The sequence below is a fragment of the Microcoleus sp. N9_A2 genome, assembly GCF_036701775.1.
Taxonomy (GTDB): domain Bacteria; phylum Cyanobacteriota; class Cyanobacteriia; order Cyanobacteriales; family Microcoleaceae; genus Microcoleus.
Genome location: NZ_JAUBRH010000008.1, coordinates 49,345 through 65,756, shown reverse-complemented (window position 1 = coordinate 65,756; position 16,412 = coordinate 49,345). Strand labels below are relative to the sequence as shown.

17 protein-coding genes are annotated in these 16,412 nt (G+C 45.1%); 4 read left to right on the top strand and 13 right to left on the bottom strand.

The features are described 5' to 3' along the window. Positions 1 to 62: 62 nt before the first annotated feature. A complete protein-coding gene (locus QUA44_RS07050; RefSeq protein WP_333249406.1) occupies positions 63 to 1,733 on the bottom strand; it encodes a SpoIIE family protein phosphatase in 1,671 nt (556 codons plus the stop codon). Positions 1,734 to 2,296: 563 nt separating this feature from the next. Beyond that, on the bottom strand, positions 2,297 to 3,199 hold the full coding sequence (gene rsmH / locus QUA44_RS07045; protein WP_333249404.1) for a 16S rRNA (cytosine(1402)-N(4))-methyltransferase RsmH: 903 nt from the start codon (positions 3,197 to 3,199) through the stop codon (positions 2,297 to 2,299). A 58-nt stretch (positions 3,200 to 3,257) separates the two neighbouring features. Between rsmH and QUA44_RS07040 the strand changes: the two genes are divergently transcribed. Then, positions 3,258 to 4,442, top strand: coding sequence for an NAD(P)H-quinone oxidoreductase subunit H (locus tag QUA44_RS07040; RefSeq protein WP_333249402.1), 1,185 nt, complete (start codon positions 3,258 to 3,260; stop codon positions 4,440 to 4,442). Positions 4,443 to 4,677: 235 nt separating this feature from the next. Further along, the gene (locus tag QUA44_RS07035; protein WP_333249400.1) at positions 4,678 to 5,883 is read left to right on the top strand and encodes a class I SAM-dependent methyltransferase; all 1,206 of its coding nucleotides are present in this window, start codon (positions 4,678 to 4,680) and stop codon (positions 5,881 to 5,883) included. 26 nt (positions 5,884 to 5,909) lie between these two features. Here QUA44_RS07035 and QUA44_RS07030 read toward each other — a convergent pair whose 3' ends face one another. From QUA44_RS07030 to QUA44_RS07000, 7 genes are all read right to left on the bottom strand, one after another. Further along, the gene (locus QUA44_RS07030) at positions 5,910 to 6,590 is read right to left on the bottom strand and encodes a hypothetical protein (RefSeq protein ID WP_333309588.1); all 681 of its coding nucleotides are present in this window, start codon (positions 6,588 to 6,590) and stop codon (positions 5,910 to 5,912) included. A 107-nt stretch (positions 6,591 to 6,697) separates the two neighbouring features. Further along, positions 6,698 to 7,123: a deaminase domain-containing protein gene (locus tag QUA44_RS07025; RefSeq protein ID WP_333249396.1), complete on the bottom strand. Its 426-nt coding sequence runs from the start codon at positions 7,121 to 7,123 to the stop codon at positions 6,698 to 6,700. A 226-nt stretch (positions 7,124 to 7,349) separates the two neighbouring features. After that, positions 7,350 to 8,450 (bottom strand): DNA cytosine methyltransferase, encoded by a 1,101-nt coding sequence (locus QUA44_RS07020; protein ID WP_333249395.1) that lies wholly within the window; start codon positions 8,448 to 8,450, stop codon positions 7,350 to 7,352. Between the two features lie 96 nt (positions 8,451 to 8,546). Continuing rightward, positions 8,547 to 9,296 carry a Uma2 family endonuclease gene (locus QUA44_RS07015; protein WP_333249393.1) on the bottom strand — a complete coding sequence of 250 codons (750 nt, stop codon included), beginning with the start codon at positions 9,294 to 9,296 and terminating at the stop codon, positions 8,547 to 8,549. A 272-nt stretch (positions 9,297 to 9,568) separates the two neighbouring features. Continuing rightward, entirely contained in the window at positions 9,569 to 10,846 is a 1,278-nt protein-coding gene (gene hisS / locus QUA44_RS07010; RefSeq protein ID WP_333249599.1) for a histidine--tRNA ligase, read from the bottom strand. Positions 10,847 to 10,976: 130 nt separating this feature from the next. Further along, complete coding sequence (locus QUA44_RS07005; protein WP_333249598.1) at positions 10,977 to 11,258, bottom strand: hypothetical protein; 282 nt, start codon at positions 11,256 to 11,258, stop codon at positions 10,977 to 10,979. A 34-nt stretch (positions 11,259 to 11,292) separates the two neighbouring features. After that, complete coding sequence (locus QUA44_RS07000) at positions 11,293 to 11,568, bottom strand: photosynthetic electron transport-dependent transcriptional regulator PedR (RefSeq protein WP_333249391.1); 276 nt, start codon at positions 11,566 to 11,568, stop codon at positions 11,293 to 11,295. Between the two features lie 11 nt (positions 11,569 to 11,579). Between QUA44_RS07000 and QUA44_RS06995 the strand changes: the two genes are divergently transcribed. Both QUA44_RS06995 and QUA44_RS06990 read left to right on the top strand, forming a co-directional pair. Then, a complete protein-coding gene (locus QUA44_RS06995) occupies positions 11,580 to 11,774 on the top strand; it encodes a hypothetical protein (protein WP_333249389.1) in 195 nt (64 codons plus the stop codon). A gap of 241 nt (positions 11,775 to 12,015) precedes the next feature. Beyond that, positions 12,016 to 13,008 (top strand): carbohydrate kinase, encoded by a 993-nt coding sequence (locus tag QUA44_RS06990; protein ID WP_333249387.1) that lies wholly within the window; start codon positions 12,016 to 12,018, stop codon positions 13,006 to 13,008. A gap of 77 nt (positions 13,009 to 13,085) precedes the next feature. Here QUA44_RS06990 and QUA44_RS06985 read toward each other — a convergent pair whose 3' ends face one another. The 4 genes from QUA44_RS06985 to QUA44_RS06970 all read right to left on the bottom strand — a co-directional run bounded on the left by QUA44_RS06985 (position 13,086) and on the right by QUA44_RS06970 (position 16,404). Further along, positions 13,086 to 13,574 carry a gluconokinase gene (locus QUA44_RS06985; RefSeq protein ID WP_333249385.1) on the bottom strand — a complete coding sequence of 163 codons (489 nt, stop codon included), beginning with the start codon at positions 13,572 to 13,574 and terminating at the stop codon, positions 13,086 to 13,088. Between the two features lie 129 nt (positions 13,575 to 13,703). Next, on the bottom strand, positions 13,704 to 14,402 hold the full coding sequence (aqpZ, locus tag QUA44_RS06980; RefSeq protein WP_333249383.1) for an aquaporin Z: 699 nt from the start codon (positions 14,400 to 14,402) through the stop codon (positions 13,704 to 13,706). 335 nt (positions 14,403 to 14,737) lie between these two features. Further along, on the bottom strand, positions 14,738 to 15,499 hold the full coding sequence (locus QUA44_RS06975; RefSeq protein WP_333249381.1) for an HIRAN domain-containing protein: 762 nt from the start codon (positions 15,497 to 15,499) through the stop codon (positions 14,738 to 14,740). Then, positions 15,496 to 16,404 carry a hypothetical protein gene (locus QUA44_RS06970; RefSeq protein WP_333249379.1) on the bottom strand — a complete coding sequence of 303 codons (909 nt, stop codon included), beginning with the start codon at positions 16,402 to 16,404 and terminating at the stop codon, positions 15,496 to 15,498. The genes QUA44_RS06975 and QUA44_RS06970 overlap by 4 nt, the downstream gene beginning before the upstream one ends. Positions 16,405 to 16,412 lie beyond the last annotated feature (8 nt).

Below are 16,412 nucleotides of genomic sequence, written 5' to 3'. Positions count from 1 at the left end.
CTGCAGGGCTTAAGTTTTTTCGGCTCTCACCCCCGACTATGCGTCGGGAGTCGCTGACAGATTCAAAGAACCTCCAGAGAGAGTATGGTTTGGTCGTCTTCCTGAACTGGATTGTCGGCTCGGATGTAAGCCAACAAATTGTCCAAGCTGAAGGAACCCGGTTCCTGAATCAAGAGTTGCCAAAGCCCTTCTTGTTGTAGCATAGAACGGGTTGGTACACCCCCTGCGACTTCAGTGGTCACGCTAGCTTCAGTAATTCCGTCACTCGTCAGCAGAAATACATCTCCTGACTTTAATTCGATCGCACCTGCTTTGCCTCTCCAAACTGGTAGTATCCCCAAGGGAATGCCACGAGCTTTCAGGAAATTCGGCTCGGCTGGCGTTTTACCGCTAGCAGCTTGAGCTTTCACCTCCGAGTGAGACCAAACAATCGGGTAAATGTGACCGGCATTAGCAAACGCGAGGTGTCCCGTTGACGGAGTGTAACGAGCTACAACCATTGTAATAAAATGGTTGTTGCCGATCAGGTCGTCAGACATACTGCTATTCATGTTCTGCATAACTTGAGCGGGTTCTGGAGAAACTTCTTGGGAAAGTTCCCGCCGCATCACCGAAATCGCGCTCGCCATAAATAGAGCAGCCGGAACTCCCTTACCCGAAACATCTCCCACCGCTATCCAAATATCCCCTTGGGAGTGGACGTAGACTTCAAAAAAGTCGCCACCAACTTCCCGCGCGGGATAGCAGCAAGCTTGCACCCTGACAGTTTCAAAATCCGGCCAACTTTGACGCAACAAGTTTGTTTGGATTTGGCGGGCCACTTCCAACTCGTTTTGCATCTGCTTGGCTAAATCCAGAGTGCGCTGGTATAGCTTAGCTTGAGACAGGGCGAGAGCAGCTTGAGCTGCTACACCTTCTATTAACTCTATATCTTCTGCCGACCAAGGGTTAGTTCCGCCAATCTGGCACAAAGCCAGTACCGCCAGCAATTCTTGCTGGTAAGTCAGGGGCACGGCAATCTCAACCGATTTACCGTCCCCCCCACTGTTTGGGTTCACTTGAGTTTGGCGGGTGGCTACGGCTTGAACCAGCAAATTTTCATCAAAAGAAAAGTGAATGGCCTCGTCGGTTTGGGCTTGGTAGGGGAAGGTACTCGGCAATAGTCTATCGGTCTCTACCGGCCGCAGCATACAATAGTTGGCTTCAAAAGTTTGACCTACGGTTTGAACAATAGTTTGTACCATACTAGAGTAATCTAGCGACCCGCGAATCACGCTCATTACCTCATTGAACAGAGATTCCTTGCGTAAAGCGCGGCGCAATGCAACGCTGCGCTGCTTGTAGTATTTGTAAGTTTCTGAGGCTTGATTGATCACCAATTTGAGTTCTTCTGGATTCCACGGTTTGGTGATGTATTTGAAAACTTGACCTGAGTTGATGGCCTCGACCAAATCTTCAACATCTGTGTATCCCGTTAGCAGAATCCGAATCGTATCGGGAAATCGCTCGACTGTTTTCCCCAAAAACTCGGTGCCATTCATTTCTGGCATCCGCTGGTCAGATATAATCACTGCCATCTCGCCCTGTTCGTCTAGAACTTCCAGGGCGCTGAGGGCGCTATCTGCTTTGTAAACCTGAAAGTCGCGTCGAAACGTCCGGTACAATAAATCCAAGTTGTCGGGTTCGTCATCGACTACCATCAGTTTCAGCTTGCTTCCATCTCCCCGACTCATCTTTCTTCCCCCTTGAAAACCCCCACCATAGCTGTAATCAGCAAGGTGGCGGGAGGAAAAGGAGGGCTGGATATATGCAACATATCAGTTACGTCAAGTTGAGTTAAAGAAACCCGTTTTACCTCAAGGTGAGCATTCCTTTCGCACCATCTGTTCGCACAGATGAGAGGCTTTCGATACTGTAACCCGCTTCGGTAGGCCGCTTCAATAGGGAAAATTCCCGAGTCAGCTTTTGCGCTTTGATACGAGTAATGACCTTGTTAGCAGTCGGTACTTTTCTAAACACACCAGCATTCAAAACGGCTAATTAATGCTCTGATTGCAGAGTTCTTAACTAGCTGGGTACTGACCTCGGTGTGAATTTTAACACTTACTACTAACGCAGGTATTGCTACCTAAGTCTGGTCAACACCGGCTGTATTTCAAGCCCCACTGTACCCGGAGGGTTAGCCGTGGGTTGTTGGCGCTATTCCCTACACCTGTGCCGAAGCGCACGCTTATTGCTGCATTCAAGTCCCTCTAATCTCTGAACTTTTTGCAGCAAGCATATTACTACTGCCGAATCAAGCTAATCTTTCTGCCAGTCTGAGCTTAGCAGAACGAGAGCGGGGATTTCTAGCTACTTCTTCGGATTGCGGCACGATCGGCTTTTTTGTCAGTACCTGCAAACTGGGTGTTCCTCTGAGTTGGTGCTTGACTGGTCGGTCTTCCAGACTGTGAAATGTAATGATTCCGATTCTCCCACCTGGTTTTAACCACCTTGGCGCTTGGTTGAGGAAAGTTTCTAAAGAAGCTAGTTCGGAGTTGACGGCTATCCTTAAAGCTTGGAAAGTGCGGGTGGCCGGATGGATTCTGCCGTTGCGCTGCTTGGGAGGGAAGCTGGAGGCGATCGCCCCTGCAAGTTCTGTTGTAGTTTGAAAAGGACGCCCTTGCACAATCCGCCTTGCGATGCGCCGCGACAGTCGCTCCTCGCCGTACTTGTAAATAATATCTGCTAGTTTAACTTCTTCCCAGTGGTTGATAATCTCTTCTGCCGTCAAAGATTGCTGCTGGTTCATACGCATATCTAGTTGAGCTGGGTGGCGAAAACTAAATCCTCGTTCCGGTGTATCGAACTGAGCAGAGCTGACGCCCAAGTCTGCTATGATACCATCAAATTCGGCCTCTGAGGACTGATATTCAGCAAAGTTGCCGTGCCAAAACTCAACGGGTGAGTTGGCAAATTGGGCCCCGCAAAAACGGATGGCTTGTTCATCGCGGTCGATCGCCACCACTGTAACATCTGGCGCCGCCGCTAAAATCAAACTCGTGTGTCCGCCGCCCCCAAGCGTCGCGTCCAAATAGTGCCCGCCTGCACGCACAGCCAAACCCGCAATTAACTCTTGACCCAAAACTGGAACGTGATAGGTGTCAATACTGACATCTGATCCAGAGGTATTTTTCTCACAGAGCTCGATATCCTTCATAATCTATAACAGCGAAACAAAAATCAACAATAGTCAGTAATCATTAATTCATTTAATTATGTCAAGAATTGAGACTAGAACCGAACCGATGGTGCTCAACATGGGGCCGCACCACCCTTCAATGCACGGGGTACTCCGGTTAATTGTCACCCTAGACGGGGAAGATGTGGTGGACTGCGAGCCAGTTTTGGGCTATCTGCACCGCGGGATGGAAAAAATTGCCGAAAACCGCACCAACGTGATGTACGTCCCCTACGTGAGCCGCTGGGACTACGCTGCCGGGATGTTTAACGAAGCGGTGACAGTGAATGCACCGGAAAAGTTGGCAAATATTGCTGTCCCCAAACGGGCTAGTTATATTCGGGTAATTATGCTGGAGTTGAACCGGATTGCTAACCACTTGATGTGGGTAGGGCCGTTTTTGGCGGACGTGGGCGCGCAAACTCCTTTTTTCTATACTATGCGCGATCGCGAACCAATTCTCGACTTGTGGGAAGCAGCCACAGGTTATCGCATGGTGAATAATAACTATTTCCGCATTGGCGGAGTTGCCGCCGATTTGCCTTACGGTTGGGTAGATAAGTGCGAAGATTTCTGCGATTACTTCCTTCCCAAAATTGACGAATACGAACGTTTAATCACCAACAATCCAATCTTTCGCCGCCGGATTGAAGGCCTGGGTACGATTTCCCGCAACGAAGCGATTAACTGGGGACTTTCCGGCCCCATGTTGCGCGGTTCTGGGGTAAATTGGGATTTGCGGAAAGTTGACCATTACGAATGTTATGACGAATTCGACTGGGAAGTTTGCACCGAAGCTGCGGGCGATTGTTTAGCCCGGTACTTAGTCCGAATTCGCGAGATGCGCGAGTCAGTTAAAATCCTCTATCAAGCCTTGAAAGGACTCCCCGGCGGCCCTTACGAAAACTTAGAAGCCAAGCGCTTAGAAAGCGGGCCAAAATCTGAGTGGAACAGTTTCGACTATCAGTTTATTGGCAAAAAAGTAGCCCCAACTTTTAAGATTCCCAAGGGCGAACATTACGTGCGGGTTGAAAGCGGCAAGGGTGAGTTGGGAATTTATATTATCGGGGATGATAGTGTGTTTCCTTGGCGCTGGAAGATTCGGGCTGCGGATTTCAATAATTTGCAGATTTTGCCCCACATCGTGCGCGGTGTGAAGATTGCGGATTTGGTGGCAATTTTGGGGAGTATCGACATTATTATGGGCTCGGTTGACAGGTAGGTTTTGTCGGTTTTTATCTGAGAACTTAACCCGGTTTTTTTATGGAACCGGGTTGATTTTTTTTAAACCCCAGATAAACGCGGATAGATATCGATTAATTTTGCTATTAACGTCGCTAAAATGTACCTTATTTCTCTCTTCCTCTGTGCCCTCTGCGCCCTCTGCGCCCTCTGCGGTTAATAAAAAAAATCTCTCCTTCACAAATGAAATAACATCAACTTTGATTCGATAAATTATGAAAGTCCAGCAACCAGATATCAATGACAGCAACCCGGAACTCTGCGCTTTAATCTGCGAAAGAATTGTCGCGAGTCCGCAGCGGCGAATTACTTTTGCTGAATATATGAATTTGGCATTATATCATCCGCAGCACGGATATTATAATAGCGATCGACAGTCGATCGGAAAACAAGGCGATTTTATCACGTCGTCTCATTGGGGTGCTGATTTTGCGGAGGTTTTGGCGGATCAGTTTGTAGAAATGTGGGAAATTCTTGATCGCCCTTTCAATTTCGCGATCGTAGAAATGGGCGCTGGACGGGGAAATTTTGCCGAAAATGTGCTGCAGTATCTGCAACGGCAACATCCCGACTTATTTAAAAGTTTAACATACATAATTGTTGAAATTTCGCCAATACTTCAAGCGGAACAACGCCAAATTTTAAGTGATATCAAGTGTGTTAAGTGGTGCGATTGGGATGAGATAGTTAATAATTCAATACTCGGCTGTTTCTTTTCTAACGAGTTAGTAGATGCTTTGCCAGTACATCAATTCATTCTGGAAGAAGGGCAAGTTAGGGAGATTTACGTGGCCGCAGAAACGCCCAATAATGAACAAAAAGAGATAAAATTTATTGAAGTAATTGGCGAAGTTTCCACGCCTAAAATTGCCGAATATTTGGATTGGGTGGGCATCGATTTGTCGGCGAGTGTTTATGGGGATGGATATCGCAGTGAGGTAAATTTGGCGGCTTTGGACTGGATGAGTACAGTTGCTCAAAAGTTGCAGCGAGGATATTTGTTAACTATTGATTATGGCCATCCGGCGCACCGCTATTACAATCCGAGGCGCAGGGAGGGGACGCTACAGTGTTATTATCGCCACCGATATCACAGCAATCCTTATATTAATGTGGGGCGGCAGGATTTAACGGCTCATGTTGATTTTACGGCGCTGGAAAAGCAGGGGGAATTGTGCGGTTTGGATGTGGTAGGGTTTACTCAGCAGGCTTTGTTTTTGATGGCGTTGGGTTTGGGCGATCGTATTGCTGCTCTATCAACAACTGTATTGGATGTGGCAACGCTGTTGCGGCGCAGGGAGGCTTTGCATCGAGCGATCGATCCGATGGGTTTGGGTGGTTTTGGGGTTTTGGTGCAGTGTAAGGGGTTGAGGGAGGAGGAGAAGGGGAGAATTTTGAAGGGTTTGATGGTGCCTGATTAGTTATTCGATCGATTTGCTTATATCGATTACGCAAGCTTACTCAACGGCGGAAATTCCCATGTTCCCGAATATAAAGTAGATGGCAGCTTTAAACAATAAGCAGCAGGAATTACTTCGATCAGCCACCAATTAAACATATCTCGTCTGGCTTCAGTAAAACCAGAAATGGCATCACCAGTAATCCCATCATACAGAATATCTAAGATGGCATTATAAGCTGTTTTCGTATTGAGTGTTTGCAGCAAGCCGTAAAAGATATTGTAAGCTTCGTCAGTAGCTTGATATTTTCCGATTTTGTTGATGTTAGGAAACAAGGTATCAGCCCAAGTTTCTGGGATTTCACAGCTATCCTTCAGCCAACAAGATACAATTCCTTCAACGATATCAGCTTTGTGTTCTTCAGGAAAGTAATGTTTAATGGTCGGTTTAGCCACTAATGCTATTCCATAAGCCATGTAGACATATCGCTGATGGGATATTGCATCATTAGGCATTCCAAAAGCTGTCATTACTTCTACAAAAGCTTCTTCTACATTGCATTTTCCACCCGTTTCGTATAAATCACGATACTTTCTTTCCCAAACCCTGTGAAGAGTTTCCTGTAATTGCTCAGGAATATCTGAGTTGCTGGGCAATTGAAAATTTCTGTAGTAGCCTATGTCAAACTCGATCATTGACTTTCCCTCCTTATGTTTTTCATTAATCATAAACTATGAGCCAGTTCATTGTCACCTTCATATCACCTCAATTTTACTTTGGGTACAGAAGCCAGTAAAGCCTTGATAGCCTTTACTGGCTGTCTATACTGATATGTCTACGGATATGGACGTTCGTAGAAGATAAGCACTTGAATATTCGGGAACCTCATCTTAAAGTCCTCATCACAAGTAATGTTGCAACCAGAACACATATCTCTCTCAGTGTAGAGGTAGAGTATTCCTTCTGCATCCAAGGAAAGATCATCTCTTTCTAAATCTTCTGCAAGTTTATTGAAAAGCTTGTACTCGGCGTGTTCTTTGTTGTTGCAGGATGCTATTCTGTTAAGCCTTGGCTCAAAGAATAACTTTGGCCCATCCTCTTTACCTGGAATATTTAGAGGATCTCGCTTGCTAGTAGCTTCTTGGCTATAAACTCCACCCATTGGGAGTTCTAGTTTGGCAACAGCAACATTACCAGAACTGGCTTTTCTAATATGAGTCGATCGAACCTCTTTAGCCTTAGTCCGCAGTTCCTCTACCATATCCCGATGGCAATCAAGTATCTCTTGGGGATACTGGTAATGACGTGTGTTTCTAGAGGGGTTTCCTCTAGTTAAGTTTTTGTTCACGGGAGTAATAATTAATGTCACACACCGATAAATAAAAATATATAACCTGACTTAGACATAAGATTTAAGCTTCGTCAGACTCAGGTATTTTGATTATACCACACTTTTAAATTAACGAAAAACTCTGCTCTAGCCCCTCTTATTCAGCCCATTTTAATCGTTCCTGAATTGACATTACCTGCAACTTTTTACTCATTTCATATAAATCTACTTGCGGATAATCCCCCTTAAATAGCGGAATCAAAGACTCAACAACAGCCGCGATTCCCTGCGGCGGAACTGCATTTCCAATCTGCCGTCGCACTTCAGTAGTAGAACCTTCAAAAACAAAATCATCGGGGAATGTTTGCAATCTTGCCCTTTCACGATTTGTCAAAGAACGCGGTTCTAAATAATGATAACCCCAAGTTCCGCCACCTCCACCAGCAATGATTGTCGATGATGGTTTATCTGGATGAATTCGCCGATAAACGTGACTGATCATGCCTTTGACATAGTAGGGACTATCCTTGGGAATATCAGAGAAATTGCCTCCTGGTTTAATTCGATTTAAAATTTCCACGGTGCGGGCTTGAATTTTATGATGTTGGTTATTGTCCAGAACTGCTTCCACATTTTTGAGTGCTTCGCCCGCTGTTCGATAGGGATATTCTCGATTTTGACCGTATTTGGGCTGAGGATGCACAAAGTTAAATCCTGTATCCATCCGAATGCCAACTAATAACACTCTTTGCCGAAATTGCGGAACTCCGTAATCAGCAAAGTTGTAGAGTTTAGGTTTAACTAAGTAGCCCGGAGCGATACTTTCAAAGTCAGAAATTATTTGTTTTATTGCTTGATAATTATTTGCACTTAATAAGCCTTTGACATTTTCTGCTACAAAAGCTTTCGGCTTTTTTTTGTTGACAAAATCGAGAAAGTATGTATATAAATTGCCTCTGGTTCCTTCAAGTCCGGGGCGCTTCCAAATTAGGGAGAAATCTTGACAGGGGAACCCTCCTATACATATTTCTGCTTGGGGAACTTGTGCAATGTCTATATTTTCTATGCTGTCGTTGATGATGACATCGGCGATGTTTCTGCTGAATGTTTTGCAGGCGTATTTGTTGGAGTCGATCGCCCAAACTACCTCAAATCCGGCTTGGTGGAATGGCAAATCCATGCCGCCGCAACCAGAAAATAAGGATATGAGTTGCGGTTTTGTTGTCCAGGCGATCGGCTGGAGACGTTCGATTAACATAGGAGTGCAAAGTGACGCAAGGGCGGGCTGGATGCCCGCACCACAAGAGTGCCATCATACCAAAACGCGATCGAATTCGACTCATCAATTGATATTTCACTCTTCATCATCTAACTCGATCCCGGCTTGACGCAGTTTTTCTGCCAATTTTTCAGCGCGGAGTCGTTCGCGATCGGCTCTTTCTTCTGACCAAAGCAACAACTCGCCTTCTGCATCCCACCACCTCAACCAACAGCCTGTCCTTCCTTCCTGAGTTCCTTGCCACATTCCTAAAAACAAGTCTAATCCCGGTATCCAATAACGTCCGTTTTCATCTGGTTTTTGAAAGTTGTAGTGCTCTGATTCTAAAGCGTAAACTTCTAAATGAGCAGTTTTGGCTCGGAATATGACGTATCTGGGTACTTTAATTACTTGCTCGTAAAAATACCACTTTCCCACCCGCGAGGTAAATTCAACGGAGTATTCTTCTCCATAGGTTTCTGAAAGAAATTCCATCACGATTTGGGGGATGGTTCCTTCTGTGTGTGGCGTGTAACTACGGCGGACTTGAGAGACATTTTTTGGATTGACGGGTTTCACGTACATCCAATCTGGCGCTTTGCAGATAATACGCTGTTCGTCGCTGGTTGAACCTGGGAAACTTATGCCGGCACACAGGGCAAAGTTGGAAACAATTAAGGCATCCTGCATTAATTCAGGAAATGCTGTTAGGGGCTGGCGCAAAGCTGCTGCTAACAATGGTTGGCTTTCGTCTTCCACGGGGTCGTCTGGTAGTTGGAAATCTTCTGGTAGTAGCGGCCAGGTGATTGTGAGTTGTGTTTCATAATTTTTAGTTGCTACAGACATAGTTTATCAGAGGTTAAATGTTTTAATGCTTAAATTATATCTCTTGGTTTTTGGGATTAATGTTAATGGCTTAATGACGAGGCAGAGCCTCTGGATCTGCGTTACCGGGCAGGGCCAATTAGTAATGACTTAAGCCGACAGTCCGCCAGGGGTTGAAACCCCTGGCTAATAGCTAAAGTCCTCTTAAGAGGAGTGAGAAGAAGACTGTTAAAATAATTAGTCCTCTTTAGAGGACTTTAGCTTTGAGGCAGGGAATTCATTCCCTGCCGGACTTAATATGCAGCTATGATCTTCTGTTTTAGCTCGTCTGTCATTGCTAGTAGTTCTGATTGTGCGATCGCACTTTGTTCACCACTCGCCAACCACTTCAATTGTACAGTCTCATTTTCAGCTTCCGCATCACCCAAAACCAAACACGCAACTGCACCGCTTCTGTCGGCTCTTTTAAACTGTTTCCCGAAAGCACTGCCGCTCAAATCTATCTCTACGCTAAACCCCGCACTTCGCAATTTTTGAGCTAACAATACCGATTGCTGTTCTGCTTTTGCCCCCCTAGATACCAAATAAAAATCCTGCTTGGGCGCGGGCAAAGGTTGCAACTTTTGCAGCAGGATAATCAACCTTTCGATACCCATTGCCCAACCGACTGCCGCCGTATCTGGGCCGCCCAATTCCTTGACTAAACCGTCATAGCGGCCGCCTCCGCAAACTGTTGCTTGCGCTCCCAAATCGTCGGAGATAATTTCAAATGCGGTGTAGGTATAGTAATCTAAACCGCGCACTAATCTGGGATTTAACTGATAGCTAATTCCTAAATTTGTGAGCATAAGCTGCACTTGCTCGAAGTGATCTCGCGATTCCTCTCCCAAATATTCTAAAATGCTAGGCGCACCAGCTACAATTTCTTGAGTGCGCTGATTTTTACTGTCCAATATCCGCAGCGGATTGCGAGTCAAGCGGTCTTGAGAATCCGCGTCTAATTCGTCTTTGTGCGGTGTAAAATAATCTATCAAAGCTTGCCTGTAATTTTGTCTGTCTTGCTTATTTCCGACAGAATTAATATCGAGGCGCAAATTTTTTAAACCGAGGGTTTGCAGGATGTCGCAGGCGATCGCAATTACCTCGACATCCGCACGAGGATTCGCACTCCCCAAGACTTCCACGCCAATTTGATTGAACTGCCGCTGTCTTCCCTCTTGCGCGCGTTCGTAGCGAAACATCGGCCCAGCATACCACAGACGCTGCACGTCACCAGCCGCGTACAAACTGTTTTGAATAAAAGCTCGGACTACTCCGGCGGTGCCTTCTGGGCGCAAAGTAGTCGATCGATCGCCCTTATCCTTAAAAGTATACATTTCTTTGCCCACAACATCGGTAGCTTCGCCGATGCCGCGTTCAAATAAAGATGTCTGTTCAAAAATTGGCGTCCGAATTTCTCTATAAGCCGCTTTTTTCAAAATTGTTCTAGCGACTTCTTCTATATTTTGCCAGTATTGAATTTCAGCGGGCAAAATATCCCGCGTTCCCGGTAAAGTTTTAATTGCACTCATTTTGTTAGTCATTAGTCATTAGTCATTAGTCATTAGTCATTAGTCATTAGTCATTAGTTGTTAGTTGTTAGTAAACAGTCAACAGTCAACAGTCAACAGTCAACAGTCAACACCTAACAATTTCCCCTAATTAATGACTTAATAATTCCCAAACTCCGTAACGATCGCCATAATAAGCCAAAATGCGATCGACCCGCTCGCGACCTGCCAAATCGAACCCTTCAGGATACTGTATCCACAAACCCCCAACTTGGCTGTCGTAGTAATCAAACCGCTGCGACAGCTGCGGAATTAAACCGGTTTGCACCCCTTCAACTTGACGCAAATGGACCGCCACTTCGCGATACACCGCCAGCGGCAATCCAGGGCATTGAATTTGATAGCGGAGTTGTTTTTCTTGTGCCGTTTGCATCATTTCTTTGCCTGTCCCCAACCAGATCCCCTACTTAAGATACTTCTTTATCCATCGGCCGCGGTAAAGGGCAGCAGTTAATATTGTCCAAACATACCTTTCCCCACTGCAAAGCCCAGCGTACAAGCGTAACTCGATTGTCAGCGCGTGTCTTGTTCAAGATATTGCTAATGTGGTTGTCAACTGTACGCTTGCTAATCTCTAACTTTTCGGCTATTTTCTCATTAGTCAGTCCCGCCGCTACTAACTCTACCACTTGCAATTCTCTGTCCGACAGGGTGACAGGGGTACCAGAGACGATCCCGCTCATAAATTTTTCCTATGTCTGCATATTTACCTATCTACAATTCTAGAGGATTAGGGATGAAGTATGAAGAGAAAATTAAATTTGCTGTGCTACTATTTCGGGCCCGAAGCACCAACTCGCTTGCAGAATCGCAAAAAGTGCAAACTCAGCGCCGACACAGCATGACCCGCACCGACTTGCACTGCTGGCACCGTTCCGGTGGCGCGTGAGCCCCCCTTTACCTGCGCGCATCAGACATCCGGGCCAAACCCGCAGATGTTTTCAGGTAAAACAACTAATACGCCCGCACTGCACTTGTGCGTTGAAGGAGTAACTGCCAGTATCAGTAAGTCTGATATTATAGGAGCAGCCATTAAAAAATAGCTTGCAATTTTTCTGGGATGGGTTAAAAATAATTATTGAGCTGTCTACTGCTGCTCTAAAATCTCAAATCTCCAATCTAAAATAGATATGACTTATCCTCGCGTTCTGTGTCTGGGTGAAATTTTATTTGATTGTTTAGCAGACCAATCAGGAGTATCTCTCGAAGAGGTAGAATCTTGGACTGCATATCCCGGCGGTGCTCCTGCTAATGTTGCCTGTGCTTTGGCTAAATTGGGGACGGCGGCGGGATTTATCGGCGCTGTAGGTGGGGATGAATTGGGGAATTCCCTAGTGCAGGTATTGCAAGAAGTAGGGGTTGATACCGCTGGAGTGCAGCACCATCTGAGTGCGCCGACGCGGCAAGTTTATGTTTTGCGGAATCAAGCGGGCGATCGAAATTTTGCCGGTTTTGGCAAATTTGATACTGCGGATTTTGCCGACACCCGCCTCCTCGCTGCACAACTACCCGAAGTGCTGTTTGAAAATGCCGAATATTTAGTGCTAGGCACTTTAGAATTAGCTTATCCTGAAAGTCGAGAGGCGATCGCAAGAGCGATCGAACTAGCAGAACGTTACGACGTTAAAATTATACTTGATATCAATTGGCGTCCCGTGTTTTGGCCAAATCCAGACGAAGCAAAAGCGCATATTAGAAAACTCTTAAAAAAAGTTGATTTTGTCAAGTTATCTGAGGAAGAAGCAGAATGGTTGTTTGCAACTACCGACGCTGGAGCTATTACCTACCGCCTCGATTCTGTAGAAGGCGTTTTGGTGACTGCGGGCGAGAAAGGTTGCGCTTATTGTATCTCGGAAAATGAAGGAAAAATCCCCGGCTTTACAGTAGATGTTGAGGATACAACAGGTGCCGGTGACGGATTTGTCGCTGGTTTTGTGCAACAGTTGTGCAAGCACGGAATTAAGAATTTAGCAGATTCAGAAATAGCAAAACAAATTGTTACCTTTGCGAGCGCGGTGGGTGCGATGACAGCGATGAAGCCTGGAGCAATTGCAGCTCAACCAACCGCCGCTGAAGTAGAAGCTTTCTTGTATTTGTACAAAAAACATCCCGCCAAACATTAATAGGTTCGATCCTTCGGACTTTAGTCTTTCTTTAGGCGGACTAAAATCCTCACTACGAACCTGTTTTTTGTAGGAAATTAACTGCAAACTAGATAATTTTCAATCTGGCGCACCATTACCTCTAGCGGCTGCGAAGCATCTATAATAATTGCAGTTTCTGGTTCTTCGAGAGTAGCGCACTGACTTGACAGCAAGTCTGCTTTCATGTAATGATTGTCGCGAGTTTTTAACCTGGCTGTTAATAGCTGAAAAGAAGCTTTGAGATAAACTATTTTCATTTGCTGCTGGTCTCGGCAGAGCATTTCGCGGTAAGATGCTTTTAAGGCGGAACAAGCTAACACAACATTTTTATTTTCTAATAACCAGGTGTCTATTTGACTTTGCAGTTGCAAAAGCCACGGAATGCGATCGGCATCTTCTAAAGGAATGCCCAAACTCATTTTTTCGATGTTGGCTGGCGGGTGAAAATCGTCGGCATCGCTGAAATCCCAATTGAGAGATTGCGCCAGCAACTTGCCAACAGTAGTTTTTCCCGAACCGGAAACTCCCATCACGATCGCAATCATGGCGCCTATTTACCAAATATTTGTAATTTGATCGAGTTGTGCGATCGACAAACCGAGTTTCTTAAATTTTCTCATAAATCCTACAACGCATAAAAAGTTCAAGAAACCCAGTCTGTTTCTAATTCTAGATCAAATTTCTTCCCTCGTGTTTTTAATTAAATTATAAGCCAAAACCCCGATAATTCCACCAATCACCGGGAACACAATAAACGCCCACAACTGTTGAATTGCCCATCCGCCTTGAAAAAGTGCCACACCGATACTTCTAGCCGGGTTGACTGAAGTATTGGTTACGGGAATTCCGACTAAGTGAATCAACACCAGCATCAAGCCGATCGGAATTCCGCCCAAACCCACGGGATAATTGGGATCGGTAGTACCCATGATGGTAAATAACAGAAAAGCCGTCAGTACAATTTCCGTCAAAGCTGCTGCTAAAAGCCCGTAACCAGTGGGAGAATGTTCTCCAAAACCGTTAGATGCAAATCCAGAAGCCGCCGCATCAAAACCCGGTTTTCCTGATGCTATCATGTACAAAACAAGACCGCCTAAAATTCCCCCTACAATCTGACCTCCTATATAATAAGGAAGCAAAACAGCATCGATCAGTTTGGCAACTACTAAACCGATGCTTACCGCCGGATTAATGTGGCATCCAGAGATAGGCCCGATCGTATAAGCCATGATTAAGAGGGATAGACCAAAGGCGATAGAAACTCCCAAAAATCCGATTTTGTCTCCAGCTAAAACCGCACTGCCACATCCACCTAATACCAACACAAAAGTACCAAAAGCTTCAGCAACCCCAATCTTTATTTTTTTGTTCATACTCACACTTTTCTGAAGTTTATGTTCGGTCAATTTCGCACCCAGACCAATTATAATTATAAAAAATATAACTCTAATTGGTTTCCTGCAGAAGAACAATACTAATGGAAATCATTAGTATTGTGTAGCTCTAACTTTCATAAATTCTATGAATTTAAACTAAAACTGCGGAATTTGAAATTGATAAATTAGGTTAAACATACTCTATTATGGAAAAAGTGTCAATATTGAGCTAATTATTTGTATAAATTGGGCAATATTCTGTATTCAATTCACAATAATTAACTTGACTTTTTCCCTAATTCTGCGATCGTAACTTTACTTATTGTTGCTGATTATCCGATCGCACTTGCAGCTAAAACATCACTGCTAACCGGCTGGTACCTCCAACCTTGGAAGGGGCGAAAGTCTCGCCAATCGGCGGTCATCTTGCACAGCAAGCGGAACTTTAGCGGCGTTGAGGGTTCGTTGAGGCGATCGACTTCTACGCGAACTAATTCTCGATCCTGCGAGATAATTTTCAAAATATCCCCGCAAAGATAGCGCGGACAATAGCCTACAATCCAGTGATCTTCAGTACACAGAAGCAAAGCAGAGGAATCGTGCGGATTTTGAAATTCGTGGGCTAAATACAAAAGTTCGCCCACTTGAAGCCCATTAATCCGTTCAATTGCCGGCTTGGGAAGGTGTCGCAGTCCCTGTGCAAAAAAATGGATGCGGTAACGTCCATTTTCATCCGGTTCGGGACAGGGGAATACCTCAAAATTATCAGTTACCCGTTTCCCTCCGCTGCGGGCCAATAAAGCAATTGGGTCATCTTCGTGTTGAGGGATATTCAACCACTGTACAAATTCAGGGTAGTCAGGGCGCGATCGCGGCATCACTCGATTGGAAAACAAGGGAAACAGTTTTTGTGAAGTGTAAACCTTATTGAAATCAGGGAAAGATGGCAAGGGTTCAAACCTGCACTTATGTTGAGCTTCTAGAACACCATTTGTATAATTGAACTGGTATTCTTTACCGTTAAATGTCAATTTTGCGATCGAAAACCAAGAACTGCTGCCCGGGTCTTGCCAAGCCAAAAATAGTGTTTTCAAAGCAAATCTCCTGTCAATTCAAGTAGCCTTTCTCTGTTAAATTTAAGTAGTTGTTGAGAAAAGTCAATCGTAATTTGTGAAATGCGATCGCGCGGTATCCGGTTAAAAATGGCTAGAGGATCATTAGCTGAAATCCTGGTAAGGCAATTAAGCCAAACTTGGGCTGCTTGGGGATAGTCTAGCGCTGCGGAGCGGAATGCCTCAAAAGTCTTGAGAGGCTTTGGTCTATTATCGCTAGCATATAACTGAGAAAAGCATCTTTTAGCATAAGCTTGGACAGAATAGCCAGTATCTTTTGTAATTAGTCTATTTTGCCGTTGTTCATCAGATATCCGCACTGCCAAACTAGAGGCATGGTCGTGAGTTGGTGCTAGATATCTGGCGATATTTAAAGTAGGAGCGCTTTCGGGTTTATCTAATACACCCCAATTCTCTGAGTGACTGTCTGTATTGCCAATCCAGGCATCTAATAGCAAATATCCGATAAAAGTTTCTACTGCTGTTTCTATCCCGACTGGCGGAACCCAATCGAGGGGCAAATTAACAGAATTGCCTGCGATCGCATTCAACACAATATTAACTCTGTGCGGTGCGCTCGCAGACAAAACTTGATTTCCAGGAATGAAACTGCCACCATCGGGCAAAAATGATGGTGAGACAGTTCCGCGTTGACTTCTCCAAGTTGCCAGTTCATATTGAGCATGGGGCAGTCCGAGCAATTTGCACAACTCGGCTGCAATTTTTTCCGCCCAATCTTCACCTGTATTCGGTCGAGACTGTTTGTACAAGCAACGCCCTAAATTTGGATGGTCAAACCAAAACTTGTACTTAGTTCCCATAGTCTCGGTTTCAGATAGCTCATAGGCTGCTTCTGGAACTACAATAATAGGGAACTCTTCAGCCATTGTGTCAA